Below are 12973 nucleotides of genomic sequence, written 5' to 3'. Positions count from 1 at the left end.
AATCTAGTTGCTTACCTCTGTATTTGAGCTTCGGAGTTTTTTTATTTCCTCTTTAGAAAAACCCAAAGAATGGAACTGGGATAAGTGTCTTTCTATGAATTTCTGTCCACTGCTTGTTAAAATGTCAATATTTTGATTAAGTAATTTAATATCAGAATTAAGTTCTAGCAAAAAATTATGTGCTGTATTGATTATGTTTGCTAGGCGTTGATCAACTGCATTAATTAAGATTTTTTTTGATAATTCATTATCTCCAAATTCTTTTTCAATACGCATTAAATCCTTCATAGCCTCCTGCATGGCTGCATCCTGTAATTCTTTATATTTTATAGTTCTTTCATATACTAAGTCTTGAGCTTGTTTTCGTAGACCAAGCTGGATGCTCCCAATCATATTAATTGCATCAACATTTAACTGAGTTAGCTCCCGTTGTAGTCGCATCATCGCTTCAGATACGGCTTTCATTCTTTCAAATTCAGAATCTTTTCTGCATTCCTCAATTTCAGCTATTATTCTTACAATTTCAGTTTCTTTCTTTATTTGTAAGTCGATATCTGCTTCTTGCCTTTTTAACTCAAGATTGAGATTATACTCTTTTTCCTTTTGTTTGTTTTCTGCGTCAATGTTTATTTTGCCAATTTCTCTTTGATATTCCCATCTACGTAGAGGCTCACTGGCCCAATCCGTTGCAAGTTTAACTGGCGCGTAAATGATATCATCAAGTTTGTCAAACATTCCAAATATTTTTGATGTAATACCCATTTTAACCTCTCAGTTTGTTAATTTCCTTTTCAAAAAGGATTTTGTCTTTTTCACATTGTAATTGCAATCGATTGTAAGTTTGTTTCGATTTATCTCCAATTTTTAATATTTCATCCAAGGCATTCATCTTTATATCTAATATTTCCAAGACTAATGAAGATTGATTATTGTTGATATTTGGCAAGCTATACGCATCTACAAGTAGCAAGAAAATTTTTACATAGATGGATGGATTCAAATAATAATTTTCATCAGAAAAATACCTATTTTCTTTCAGCAAATGCCAATATGAGTTGAGCCAAACGATGAAATACTTTTCAATTGAAAGGGAAATTAACTGTTTATCTTCCCTATATCTAAAGCTCGGTAAGTAAATAGTAGGCTCTTCATTCAAAAAATCATCAAGAAGATTTTTCCGCATAGCTCTAAGTGAGCTTAAAATGATTTGATAATCTTCCTGAATATGATTATTCATCGTTAAGATTATCTGGTGCTTTTGCTTGAGTTGATTTTTTTAGTTCTTTTTTAGCCTCACTTTTTAAGATTCCAATTGTATCAATTACTTGATTGGCTGCTAATTCAGAACTAACATCAAGGCTTTTCGTATAGCTTTTAACTAACTCTTGAATCCAAGCTGATGCAATGTCGGCATCAACTCCAGAATTTTTTAGAGTTTCACAAACTTCTCGTAGTCCATAGGTGAAAAACTGCGAACGCTCACGTCGTAAATCTTCTTGAATAGAATTAGCAAATTTTATTTCGTCTTTATGTTGCTGTAAAAGTTCAAGATAATGTTTTTCATATTCATACAAAATGGATAGTCTATTATCGTTTTCAATTTCCGTAATTAAATTATAAATCTCCTTAAGTAATATTTGTTTCTTGTTGCTATCTAGCTCAATCTTCTCAATACAAGCGTTAAGTCTTTCTTCGATTTTTTTGATTTCCATATTTTTGCTTGATTTGTGTAAAATTACCTGGTCTGAAGTCAAATTATTGGTCACATCTACATCAGCTCGAGTCCTTTTTTGAGAATAAACTTCGTGATCTTTACTTTTTTAAGACTTTCTTTGATTTCTTGTTGTATTTTAGATAAAAAATTAATCACTGGTTCATAGTCGGACATCAGTGTAGAATTTTGAGACCTTTTCGTACAGTGATTCTAAGGTAAAAAGTAGAGTTCTAAAAACTTTGTTACTTAGAAAACTGCGTTTACGAGATTTTTTCGTCCCCCCTATATGAACTAAGTATTATAACTATTCTATGTTTATCGACTTTGGTCTCCAATTTACTGGAAGTAATTTTAACTTATTTTTACTGATCATCTTAAAGATAGTAAAAAAACTTTACAAATTAATATCTACTGTCTTCTCGGCTAGAGTCAAACCTTACACTGAGTTGGTTAGAATACATTAAGAAATATTTCACTCATTCCTGAGAAAAATTACTATGCCTCCTACTCTGCTCCTCTCCCAGGATTTACCCAGCCTCAACTACACCACCCCTGGCGATCGCCTCGATGGTAGATGGCGGGAATCTCTATCCACATTGCTGGGTTTGGGCAGGGCCGCCGGAGCGGATTTTGTTGAGTTTTTCCTCGAAAAGGTCAATTACGTCAGTTGCCTAGCGGAAGACGATGCCATTACCAGCCTCACCCCCCGACTCTCCAGTGGTTGCGGTGTCAGGGTTTATAAAGGCAAAGGCGACTGCTACGTTAGCACCAACGATATTTCTTTCAATGGTCTCCGCACTGCGCTGGAAAAGGGTTTGTCAATTTTGGGCTTAACCTTACCGGCGGGCCAATCCTTTGTACCTGAACTGAACTTGGAAATGTTGCGGGACTATGCCGGAGCCAAGGAAAAGGATCAATGGTTACACCGTTGTAGCCCCATGCAGGAAATGAGCGATATTTTGCTGGGAGCTAACCAAAAATTAGACCACTATGCTAGCCATGCCCAATCCCGACGGGCCGCCTATTTTCGCGATTGGCAGGAGGTTCTGGTAGCCGCTAGTGACGGCACCTTTGCCCGGGACATCCGCCTGACCCAATCCGTAGGATTTTCCCTTTTTTGTGCTGATGGCGAACACCGCACTTCCATCGGTAAGCGTTCTGGGGACACCAGTAATCCCGACTATCTACGCACTTGGGACGCAGAAACCTCTGCCCAGGAAGTCGCAGAATCCGCCGGGAAAATGCTCTACGCTGACTACGTGGAATCGGGCAATTATCCCATCATTATGGCCAACCAATTCGGAGGGGTTATTTTCCACGAGGCCTGTGGTCATTTGTTGGAAACCACCCAAATTGAACATAAAACTACTCCTTTCCTCGATAAAAAAGGGGAAAAAATTGCCCATGAAAACCTCACTGCTTGGGATGAAGGGCTGACAGATAACGCCTTTGGCACCATTGATATGGACGATGAAGGCATGCCCACCCAGCGCACTTTGCTGATCGAAAATGGCATTTTGAAAAATTTCATCGCCGATCGCACCGGTTCTATTCGCACTGGCCATCCCCGCACCGGCAGTGGTCGCCGCCAAAGCTATGCCTATGCGGCCGCTTCCCGCATGCGTAACACCTACATTGCCCCCGGTAATTATTCAGTGGATGACATTTTTAATTCCGTCGAAAAGGGCATTTACTGCAAGCAAATGGGGGGCGGTAGCGTGGGAGCCACAGGGGAATTTAACTTTGCGGTTTCTGAAGCTTACCTGGTGGAAAACGGCAAGTTGACTAAACCCCTCAAGGGCGCAACGTTAATTGGCACGGCCACGGAGATTATGAATAAAATTTCCATGTCTTCCCAGGATTTGGGACTAGCGGCGGGATTCTGTGGTTCCGTCAGCGGCAGTGTCTATGTCACCGTCGGGCAACCCCACATTAAGGTTGATGGTATTACGGTGGGGGGACGTTAGTTTTCCTGGGAATTACAAAATCTCCCTAATTCAACAATTCAACTCAAGGTACGGGCGGAAACAAACCGCTCAATGCTTGCTAGGTCCCGGTGAATTTGAATATCTTGGTAGGCTCCACTAGCTCTCAAAAGTTCAGCAACCATGGGGGCCTGGCCGGTCATGATTTCCACCAACCAAAAACCTCCGGGCTTTAAATAAGTTGGCGATCGCCGAATGAGTTGCTCCACTGCTTGCAGGCCATCGGGGCCGCCATCTAGGGCTAAAAGGGGTTCGTGCTTAATCACTTCCGGTTGTAACTGGGCCAATTCCCGTTGGGGAATGTAAGGCGGATTAGACACCATGCCCTGGACCTGGCCCTTCAGATGCTCTAGGGGTTCCCACCAATAACCTTGATGAAATTGAATCCGATCGCCAAACTGATTCAACTGGGCATTTTCTCTGGCGATCGCCAAAGCAGAGCCGCTGCAATCCACGGCATGGACTAGGGCCTGGGGAAACGTGGCGGCTAAACCTAGGGCAATGGCTCCACTCCCCGTACCCAAATCCACCCAATGGTCAGCGCAGTTAGACGGAGATAAGGCAGAATGCTCATGTTGCACTATGTCGATTATTAACTCCGTTTCCGGCCGGGGAATTAGTACATCATCAGTGACTTTAATCACAAAATCACGCCACTGGGTTTGCCCCAACAGGTATTGCACTGGATATTTTTCCTCGACTCTTCTGCGCCAGCCCCGTTGAATATTTTCCCAAGTTTCTTGCAAAGCAATCTCTCGATGGGCAAAATCCTGCAACCGTAGGGTTAACCGGTCTAAATCCGTCCATCCCTGCAATAACCAGTTCAATTCCCCTGTTTCAATGCCATGGGCGATCGCCATTTGTCGGGCTGTGGCATACCAACGGGCAAATTCTTCACCGGAGACAAAGCCCTTATTCATTGTGTTTACGGGGGTTTACGGTTGATGGTGGCATACATGGCATGGGCAAACTTTGGCGCTTTTACTGCGGATGGGGATTAATTAATTCTTTTCGCTCTCCGAAAGGTGGAAGTAGAATACAGTGGAGTGTCCCCTGGAACGCCAAGCAAACGGTTATTCCTCCCCCGGTCCTGCGCCATGTCTGCTAGTCCCCGCCTCCACATTCTCCTCATTGAAGACAACCTGGCTGAAGCTCGCCTCCTGCAGGAAATTCTCAAAGGCTCCCCCAAGGAAAATTTTGCATTCAACCATGTGCAAAGGTTGGGGGATGCTTTAACGGTTTTGGCACAGGGGGAAAAGTTTGACATTATTTTGTTGGACTTAACCCTACCGGACAGCCAAGGTCTAAATTCCTTGCCGAAACTGCAAAGCCATCCTCAAAATTTACCCATCATTGTCCTCACCCATTACCAAGACGAAGAATTGGCCTTAGAAGCGGTCCGTCAAGGGGCCCAGGACTATTTGGTCAAGCGGGACGTGAGCTTGGATATTCTCCTACGTTCGCTCCATTATGCCATTCAACGCCATTGCCTCGCGCGGGAATTGGCGGCGGAAAACCAGATCCTGAGTGCCAGCATTAAACGCCAGGAAAGGGAATTGTCCGAGGCGAAGGCAGCCAATAAGCTCAAGTCAGAGTTTGTTTCCATGCTTTCCCATGATTTCCGCAATCCCCTCAATACCATTCTTTTGTCGGCGGGCTTGTTGGAAGAAAGTGGCGATCGCCTGAGTAAAGGGCAACAACATAATTATTTCAACATGATCCGCACCGCTATTAAGGATCTAGATGAATTATTGTCGGAGGTATTACTGCTGGGAAAAACGGAAAATGGCCAGCTCAGTTGTCAATTTGAATCCCTGGATTTACTTTACTTTTGCCAGGATTTAATGCGTTTGGTGAACAATGCCCAGCGCCAACCAAGGCCGATTCATTTCCACACCCAAGGCAATCTGCAACAGGGAGTTTGGGATGCCCATTTATTGCGCCACATTATTTGTAATCTCCTCAGCAATGCGATCAAGTATTCTCCTTCTCCCACCCCCATTTTGTTCGATGTAATTGCCGAAGGTAAAACCATGATCTTCCGGGTCACGGACCAGGGCATCGGCATTCCTCCCCAGGCCATGGCGGAATTATTTAATCCCTTTTTCCGAGCGGACAATGTGGAGGGGGTAACGGGTACTGGTTTAGGACTGGCGATCGTACAGCGTTGTGCCAATATCCATGGGGGAGAAGTGACAGTGGAAAGCAAGGAAGGGGAAGGGTCCTGTTTTGCTGTGCGTTTACCGATTCTGGAAATTGCCGACAATGGCGATCGGTTCAGCCCCTGAGAGTATGCTGGTCAAGCTCCAATCTGCCCCTACATCCCCCAACACTAGAGGCTTGTGAATACGCTCTAGGGAACGGGGAAAATTTTATCAATGGTGGCTGAATAAGATGGGACAAAGGATGGATAGGAGTGGACTAAGGTGGAGGAAATTCTATTTTTTTCCATGTTTAGAAGGGAAGTGGAAACGCTGAAACCCTTGATTTTACAGGTTTTTTGGGACTGACATGCCCTGGAGATTTCCCTATGCTGTAGTTATTGAAAGCAAAGGAACACCTCACCATGTTTGCCTCCACCAACTACACCTCCACCGCCATCCGCAACTACACCATCGCCGCCGTCACCGTTTTAACCTTGAGCATGGGTATGGGTGAATTGTTCAATAATCCTAACCGCATTGCTACCCAAAACACCATTGACAATTACAGTTCCTACATTGGCGCTGGTTTAGTTAGCTATGCCCAGTCTTCCCTGAAATAAACTAAGGTTGCTGGTCTTTTATCCCCATTACTCCATAGCCCGCTAAGGCTTGCAGTAGTAAGACCCATTGGTCAATCATCGCTAAAAGTAAAAGCAGAAAATATTTAGTTCAAAGAAGCAAAGTTGGCGCAAGGAAATCAGCAACAGCTTAATCAGCGCCGTCAACCCACTGTTGCATTGCCTTACTGAAATCCGCTAACTGCTGATAGTGCCCCAATAGACGCTGTTGATAATGGTGCTGTCGTTGAGGGGAGCGGGCCGATCGCCAGAAGATTAATTCCGTCGAGAGCAGGCGTAGGGTTCTTTGCAATTCCGTTTGTATGGATGACCATGGTTGCGGTCCTTGGCAAGGCCAGTCTTCCATTGTGACGCTAAGGAAATGATGCTGAATGAAATCCCCCAGTTCGTCAACCTGTTTGGCCACCGTCGCCCCCTCAGCCCCAGGATCGGCCATGGTGCACTGACATTGATCCAACAATTGCTGAAATTCCCTAAGGCGATCGGGTAAATCGAGTGGTAGCGTAGACGACATTGCTCCGATGAATTTGACGGGGGTTGGGCGAATCAAGGTTAAAATAATGTTAAGGCTTGCTGATTATTAACTCAAACTTGTCGACCCTGTGTGGTCCAACTCCCTGGGAAATCTCCTGGGGAGAGTATCGCTTTTACCTGTCCCTAGTAAAAGGAGCAAAAATCATTAATAACCATTAACATTAATTAACATTAATCCCAAAAACCTGCACCGATACAGAAATGTCTGCTACAAGATAAATACGGGATTTTGACAAGCTAATAGCTGATACTATTTTTCCCCCGTTAATTGGCAATTATCGGCTTTTTTGGTCGTTTTTTCTGTTTTATAACTAGTTAGTGCAAACTACCCTAACACCCTCCCCAAAACTATGAATGCCGTCGCCGCTCTGCCCACCCCCACCATTCACACCACCTGTGCCCAAGACATTCACGATATTGAATTGCCCCAGTGGTTAGAGGATTGTTTACAGCAGTGGCAGAGGGAGATAGAACAGGGCCAGGACGAAACAACGGCGCCCCATTGTCTAATTTGTCGAGCGTTCTGTTTTGCCTACGATCTCCATGCCCAACAGCGGCGGAAATCCGGGGAACCCTACATTGCCCATCCGGTGGCGGTGGCGGGGCTACTGCGGGATTTGGGGGGAGATGAGGCAATGATTGCGGCGGGTTTTTTGCATGATGTGGTGGAAGATACGGACATTAGCATTGAACAAATTGAAGCTTTGTTTGGGGAAGAAACGGCCAGTTTGGTGGAAGGGGTAACTAAACTCTCTAAATTTAATTTTTCTAGTACAACAGAGCATCAAGCAGAAAATTTCCGGCGTATGTTTTTGGCCATGGCCAAGGATATTCGGGTGATTGTGGTCAAGCTAGCCGATCGCCTGCACAATATGCGGACCTTAGATGCGTTAAGTCCAGAAAAACAACGGCGCATTGCTAGGGAAACCAAGGATATTTTTGCGCCTTTAGCCAACCGTTTGGGCATTTGGCGCTTTAAGTGGGAATTGGAAGATCTTTCCTTTAAGTATCTAGAACCCGATTCCTATCGCAAAATTCAGTCCCTGGTAGTAGAAAAAAGAGGTGATCGAGAATCCCGTCTGGAAACTGTCAAGGATATGTTGCGCTTCCGCCTGCGGGATGAGGGCATTGAACATTTTGAACTCCAAGGGCGCCCCAAACATCTCTACGGCATTTATTACAAAATGACCAGCCAGGATAAGGCCTTTGAAGAAATTTATGACATTGCCGCCCTACGCATCATCGTGGAAAGCAAGGGGGAATGTTACCGAGCTCTGTCGGTGGTTCATGACGTCTTTAAACCCATTCCAGGGCGCTTTAAGGATTACATCGGTTTGCCCAAACCCAACCGTTACCAATCCCTCCACACCACAGTTTTAGGACTAACTAGCCGACCCCTGGAAATCCAAATTCGCACCGAGGAAATGCACCATGTGGCGGAGTATGGTATTGCCGCCCATTGGAAATACAAGGAAAGTGGTGGCTCCGAAAATGCAACCCTCACCTCCACCGACGAAAAATTTACTTGGTTGCGGCAACTGCTGGACTGGCAGAGCGACCTCAAGGATGCCCAGGAATATGTGGAAAACCTTAAACAAAATCTCTTTGATGATGACGTTTACGTTTTCACCCCCAAGGGCGAGGTGATTTCCCTGGCCCGGGGGGCCACACCGGTGGATTTTGCTTACCGCATCCACACGGAAGTGGGCCACCATATGAAAGGGGCCCGGGTGAATGGCCAATGGTTGGGGGTGGATACCAGGCTGAAAAATGGCGACATTGTGGAAATTGTCACCCAAAAGAATTCCCACCCTAGTTTGGATTGGCTCAATTTTGTTGTTACCCCCAGTGCCCGCCACCGCATCCGTCAATGGTTTAAGCGTTCCCGCCGGGATGAGAATATTCTCCGGGGTCGAGAATTGTTAGAGAAAGAATTGGGCAAAACCGGTTTGGAAGCCCTGCTGAAATCAGAACCGATGCAAAAAACGGCAGAGCGATGTAACTACCAAAATGTGGAAGATTTGTTGGCTGGTTTGGGCTACGGCGAAATTACCTCCAATTCTGTGGTCAACCGTCTGCGGGAAAATAATGTCAACAACGTTAAAAATAGCCAGTCTAGCCAGGAAGTTACCCTAGCAAGTTCCCCCCAAGTCCATCCCCCTACTCCCCCTGCCACTGGCAAAGATAATTCGCCCATCGCCGGCATTGAGGGTTTGCTGTATCACATTGCTGGTTGTTGTCATCCGTTACCGGGGGAACCCATTATGGGGGTAGTGACCAGGGGAGCCCGGGGCATTTCCATCCATCGCCAGGGTTGCCATAACCTCGAACAAATGGACGGCGATCGCCTAATTCCGGTGCGCTGGAATCCCAACACCAATAATCACCAAACCTATCCGGTGGACATTGTCATTGAAGCCATTGACCGGGTAGGGGTGCTGAAGGATATTCTTTCTCGCCTCAGCGACAACCACATTAACGTCCGCAACGCCGATGTTAAAACCCATTTGGGACGACCCGCCATTATTAGTCTCAAAATTGATATTCACGACTATCAACAGCTATTGGGCATCATGGCCAAAATTAAAAATATGAGTGATGTGATGGACCTGCGTCGGGTAATTTCTGGTTAGTTTGGAGGCCCAGCCGATCACCATCCCCCACTAGAGGATATCCGCAAATCCTAACATTGGGGGATTGAAAACTTAGCCTGGGGAATTATGGGCATTGCGTCTATGGCCTGCCTAAAAATAAAAAAATCCCCCGAAATATGGGAGATTGAAGGGGTTTTAGGTAAAAAATGAATCCGTAAACGGTTTTAGGTACCGGAAGCCCAGGAATTGATGTATTCCACCTGTTCGGGGGTCAAGCTGTCAATGGCAATGCCCATGGCTTGGAGTTTCAAGCGGGCAATTTCTTGGTCCACTTCCACCGGAATGGAGTGCATGCCAGGTTCTAGTTGACCTTTATTTTTGACCAAATGCTCACAGGCTAGGGCCTGGTTGGCAAAGCTCATATCCATCACCGCACTGGGATGACCTTCGGCGGCGGCCAGGTTAACTAAACGACCTTCGCCAATCACAATAATGGACTTGCCATTGGGGAGAATGTATTGCTCGGTGAAGTTCCGAACTTCCTTAACTTCCTTGGCTTGTTCCTTGAGGGATTTGAGGTCAATTTCAATGTCGAAGTGACCGGAGTTACAAACAATCGCCCCATCTTTCATAACGGCAAAATGCTCAGGACGAATAACGTGTTTGTTGCCGGTGACGGTGATGAAGATGTCTCCCTGGTGGGCAGCTTCGGCCATGGGCATGACCCGGAAACCATCCATGGCGGCTTCAATCGCCGGTACGGGACTAATTTCGGTGACAATTACGTCAGCCCCCATGCCTTTGGCCCGCATGGCGACTCCTTTACCACACCAGCCATAGCCAGCCACCACAATGGTTTTACCGGCCAGGAGAATATTGGTGGCCCGGATGATACCGTCCAGGGTGGATTGGCCGGTGCCATAGCGGTTGTCATAAAAATGCTTGGTGTCCGCATCGTTAACGTTCATGGCGGGGAAGGTGAGTACCCCATCGTTGAACATGGCCCGCAGACGCACAATACCAGTGGTGGTTTCTTCGGTGGTGCCAATGATGTCACTGAGTTGGTGTTGCCGTTCCTGTACCAGGGTGGCTACCACGTCGCTACCGTCGTCAATGATGATGTTGGGGCGGTGATCCAGCGCAATCTGCACATGGCGGTGATAGGTTTCATTATCCTCCCCTTTGATGGCGTAAACGGGAATGCCGTAGTCGGCTACCAAACAGGCGGCCACGTCGTCTTGGGTGGACAGGGGGTTACTGGCAATGAGCAAAGAATCAGCGCCACCAGCATGCAAGGCGATCGCCAAGTTAGCGGTTTCGGTGGTAACGTGACAGCAGGCCACCAAGCGGATACCGGCGAAGGGTTTTTCCTGGGCAAAGCGTTCCCGGATTTGTTTTAACACGGGCATTTCCCGGGCCGCCCATTCGATGCGCTGACGACCTTGGGGAGCGAGGCTAATATCTTTAATATCGTATTTCTGTTTAACGGGCGTTGCTACCATACGGGGTAATTCCTAAGAACTTTGCTTGAATGTGATATAACTTAACATTTTATCGGTCTGGAATGGCGATCGCCCCTTTGTCCATTGACAGACGGTTAGCGCAGGTAGGCAAAGCTCTAATCTGATCCTAAATTTTCCTACCAAAGCTCTGGCAACCCTGCAGAACTTTAAACCTATCCCCCTAGGCTTGGGGCCAGGGGACTTTTCAAGCAACTCCTTGGGGCACTATTTGGAAATGTGATAATGGGAGTTATAATTCGCCTCTCGGAGAAAAGTTGAAATGCACTCATTGTCATCACTGGAATTTCCTGAGCTTAAAAGTGTTATTGCCCAATGTAATCTTGAAGAAAAACTTGAATTATTAGAACTTTTGGAAAAGGATACTTTTGGCACCAGATTTAACAAATTTTTAAATTCTGTCAAAACTGACGAATTAACCTTAGAAGACATTACACAAGAAGTTGAATCGGTCCGGCAAGCTAATTATCATGAACAATGAAGTTATCCGGGTTGTAATTGATACGAATATCTGGATCAGTTTTCTAATTGGAAAAACTCTTCAAGGTTTAAATCAAGCCATCATTGATAACCAAGTGGTCATTTTATTCAGTGACACTTTGTTTACTGAGCTGATGGAAGTATTACACCATCCTAAATTCAAAAAGTACTTTTCCGGAACAGCCATCCAAAATTTAATCGCACTGTTAAACGAAAAAGTTGAATTGGTTGAAGTGAATCTTCATTTTGACAGTTATCGAGACAAAAAAGATAATTTCTTGCTGGATTTGGCAGTCTCAGGCAATGCAAATTATTTGGTGACGGGAGATAGTGACCTATTGACATTAAACCCATTTGACAATGTAGAAATTATCTCCTATCAACATTTTCAAGCTATTATTTTAGCCATGATGGATAATCAGTAATTATTAATCGATGGATTAATATTTAAATTAAATATCATTCACAGCGGTGATTTTTACCTCCGTTTCTAGTTCCGATTGCACCGTCAAACCTGTTTCCAGGAAAGTTTTCACCGGTGCCACTTCTCCCCCCACCGGACTGCAATAGGCGGGAATGGCACTGGCCACCAACGCAATATGGCGATCGCCAACCGCCAAACCATGGGTAGGGTCATAGCCCCGCCAACCAGCTCCAGGCAAGTACACTTCCGCCCAGGCATGGAGTTCCCATTGACTAATCTCCGGATCTCCCACTTCGTAACCACTGACAAACCGGGCGGCTAAACCCATGGCGCGACAGACTTCCATAAATAGCACTGTTAGATCTCGACAGGAGCCTTCTCGACTGCGCCAAGTCACCCCCGCTTCCCAGGGCTCCCCGATAGCCCGCACTGTATAGGTACAATGTTCGTAGAGTTTTTGGGTCAAATTTTGTAAAAAGGCGATCGGTTGTCGCTGGCAATCATGGGCAATGTCCTGGGCTAGTTCCACGGCCACCGGATCAAGACGACCTTCGTAGGGCACCAAGTAACCCCTCAATTGTTGAGCCAGGGATTGGGGATAGTCAAATGGTAGTTTTAATGCCCACGGTTCTAGCAAAAAGTTGAAGGGATTTTCCATGGTGGTTTGCACAAAGGATTCCACGGCGATCGCCAGCTTTTCTGTGGGGTCAGTGAACCATACTTTTTGTTCGCCATTGCCATCGAGGGTGGTGATTTCCGCTAAACCGGCAGGGAGGGGATCAATGGTTAGATTATAGGTCAGCAGATTTTGCCAACCATTACTGCGGGGTCGCAATCGTAAACGGTGAGGACGTAAATAAACGGGCTGATTAAAGCGATATTCAGTGTGATGTTCAATGCGATAGGTTGCCATAAAATCAGAAAATCTAGAGTTGATTAT

Annotated in this window: 13 protein-coding genes; 6 read left to right on the top strand and 7 right to left on the bottom strand. The window is 45.7% G+C overall.

Annotation, left to right across the window (positions count from 1 at the left end):
* Positions 1-3: 3 nt before the first annotated feature.
* From H6G46_RS15375 to H6G46_RS15365, 3 genes are read right to left on the bottom strand one after another with little or no spacing between them, the layout of a single operon-like run.
* Positions 4-762 carry a hypothetical protein gene (locus H6G46_RS15375; protein ID WP_010872695.1) on the bottom strand — a complete coding sequence of 253 codons (759 nt, stop codon included), beginning with the start codon at positions 760-762 and terminating at the stop codon, positions 4-6.
* Position 763: 1 nt separating this feature from the next.
* Complete coding sequence (locus H6G46_RS15370; RefSeq protein WP_010872696.1) at positions 764-1237, bottom strand: hypothetical protein; 474 nt, start codon at positions 1235-1237, stop codon at positions 764-766.
* Positions 1230-1712: a hypothetical protein gene (locus H6G46_RS15365; RefSeq protein WP_199303572.1), complete on the bottom strand. Its 483-nt coding sequence runs from the start codon at positions 1710-1712 to the stop codon at positions 1230-1232. Before H6G46_RS15365 ends, H6G46_RS15370 begins: the two co-directional genes overlap by 8 nt.
* A 499-nt stretch (positions 1713-2211) precedes the next feature.
* On the opposite strand from H6G46_RS15365, the gene H6G46_RS15360 reads away from it, so the two are divergent.
* Complete coding sequence (locus H6G46_RS15360) at positions 2212-3681, top strand: TldD/PmbA family protein (protein WP_010872698.1); 1470 nt, start codon at positions 2212-2214, stop codon at positions 3679-3681.
* Between the two features lie 38 nt (positions 3682-3719).
* Here H6G46_RS15360 and prmC read toward each other — a convergent pair whose 3' ends face one another.
* Positions 3720-4619, bottom strand: a complete 900-nt coding sequence (gene prmC / locus H6G46_RS15355; protein WP_010872699.1) for a peptide chain release factor N(5)-glutamine methyltransferase — start codon at positions 4617-4619, stop codon at positions 3720-3722.
* Between the two features lie 177 nt (positions 4620-4796).
* On the opposite strand from prmC, the gene H6G46_RS15350 reads away from it, so the two are divergent.
* Positions 4797-5987, top strand: coding sequence for an ATP-binding protein (locus tag H6G46_RS15350; RefSeq protein WP_020861770.1), 1191 nt, complete (start codon positions 4797-4799; stop codon positions 5985-5987).
* A gap of 278 nt (positions 5988-6265) precedes the next feature.
* Positions 6266-6463 carry a hypothetical protein gene (locus H6G46_RS15345; protein ID WP_010872701.1) on the top strand — a complete coding sequence of 66 codons (198 nt, stop codon included), beginning with the start codon at positions 6266-6268 and terminating at the stop codon, positions 6461-6463.
* A gap of 148 nt (positions 6464-6611) precedes the next feature.
* Here H6G46_RS15345 and patD read toward each other — a convergent pair whose 3' ends face one another.
* On the bottom strand, positions 6612-7031 hold the full coding sequence (gene patD / locus H6G46_RS15340) for a heterocyst frequency control protein PatD (protein WP_231848060.1): 420 nt from the start codon (positions 7029-7031) through the stop codon (positions 6612-6614).
* Positions 7032-7365: 334 nt separating this feature from the next.
* Here patD and H6G46_RS15335 point away from each other — a divergent pair, with 334 nt between their 5' ends.
* A complete protein-coding gene (locus H6G46_RS15335) occupies positions 7366-9648 on the top strand; it encodes a RelA/SpoT family protein (protein WP_010872703.1) in 2283 nt (760 codons plus the stop codon).
* A gap of 185 nt (positions 9649-9833) precedes the next feature.
* Here H6G46_RS15335 and ahcY read toward each other — a convergent pair whose 3' ends face one another.
* Positions 9834-11111 carry an adenosylhomocysteinase gene (ahcY, locus tag H6G46_RS15330; protein WP_010872704.1) on the bottom strand — a complete coding sequence of 426 codons (1278 nt, stop codon included), beginning with the start codon at positions 11109-11111 and terminating at the stop codon, positions 9834-9836.
* A 280-nt stretch (positions 11112-11391) separates the two neighbouring features.
* Between ahcY and H6G46_RS15325 the strand changes: the two genes are divergently transcribed.
* Both H6G46_RS15325 and H6G46_RS15320 read left to right on the top strand, forming a co-directional pair.
* Entirely contained in the window at positions 11392-11610 is a 219-nt protein-coding gene (locus tag H6G46_RS15325) for a hypothetical protein (protein ID WP_010872705.1), read from the top strand.
* Positions 11600-12034: a putative toxin-antitoxin system toxin component, PIN family gene (locus tag H6G46_RS15320; RefSeq protein WP_010872706.1), complete on the top strand. Its 435-nt coding sequence runs from the start codon at positions 11600-11602 to the stop codon at positions 12032-12034. The genes H6G46_RS15325 and H6G46_RS15320 overlap by 11 nt, the downstream gene beginning before the upstream one ends.
* A gap of 27 nt (positions 12035-12061) precedes the next feature.
* Here H6G46_RS15320 and H6G46_RS15315 read toward each other — a convergent pair whose 3' ends face one another.
* The gene (locus H6G46_RS15315) at positions 12062-12946 is read right to left on the bottom strand and encodes a transglutaminase family protein (RefSeq protein WP_010872707.1); all 885 of its coding nucleotides are present in this window, start codon (positions 12944-12946) and stop codon (positions 12062-12064) included.
* Positions 12947-12973: the final 27 nt, after the last annotated feature.

The sequence above is a fragment of the Synechocystis sp. FACHB-908 genome, assembly GCF_014698595.1.
Classification (GTDB): domain Bacteria; phylum Cyanobacteriota; class Cyanobacteriia; order Cyanobacteriales; family Microcystaceae; genus Synechocystis.
This window is presented reverse-complemented; position numbering and strand designations above follow the sequence as displayed.

Bases quoted from the DNA above. Each gene is read 5' to 3' on its own strand.
- H6G46_RS15375 (WP_010872695.1), bottom strand. From the start codon at position 762: ATGGGTATTACATCAAAAATATTTGGAATGTTTGACAAACTTGATGAT.
- H6G46_RS15370 (WP_010872696.1), bottom strand. From the start codon at position 1,237: ATGAATAATCATATTCAGGAAGATTATCAAATCATTTTAAGCTCACTT.
- H6G46_RS15365 (WP_199303572.1), bottom strand. From the start codon at position 1,712: ATGGAAATCAAAAAAATCGAAGAAAGACTTAACGCTTGTATTGAGAAG.
- H6G46_RS15360 (WP_010872698.1), top strand. From the start codon at position 2,212: ATGCCTCCTACTCTGCTCCTCTCCCAGGATTTACCCAGCCTCAACTAC.
- prmC (WP_010872699.1), bottom strand. From the start codon at position 4,619: ATGAATAAGGGCTTTGTCTCCGGTGAAGAATTTGCCCGTTGGTATGCC.
- H6G46_RS15350 (WP_020861770.1), top strand. From the start codon at position 4,797: ATGTCTGCTAGTCCCCGCCTCCACATTCTCCTCATTGAAGACAACCTG.
- H6G46_RS15345 (WP_010872701.1), top strand. From the start codon at position 6,266: ATGTTTGCCTCCACCAACTACACCTCCACCGCCATCCGCAACTACACC.
- H6G46_RS15335 (WP_010872703.1), top strand. From the start codon at position 7,366: ATGAATGCCGTCGCCGCTCTGCCCACCCCCACCATTCACACCACCTGT.
- ahcY (WP_010872704.1), bottom strand. From the start codon at position 11,111: ATGGTAGCAACGCCCGTTAAACAGAAATACGATATTAAAGATATTAGC.
- H6G46_RS15325 (WP_010872705.1), top strand. From the start codon at position 11,392: ATGCACTCATTGTCATCACTGGAATTTCCTGAGCTTAAAAGTGTTATT.
- H6G46_RS15320 (WP_010872706.1), top strand. From the start codon at position 11,600: ATGAACAATGAAGTTATCCGGGTTGTAATTGATACGAATATCTGGATC.
- H6G46_RS15315 (WP_010872707.1), bottom strand. From the start codon at position 12,946: ATGGCAACCTATCGCATTGAACATCACACTGAATATCGCTTTAATCAG.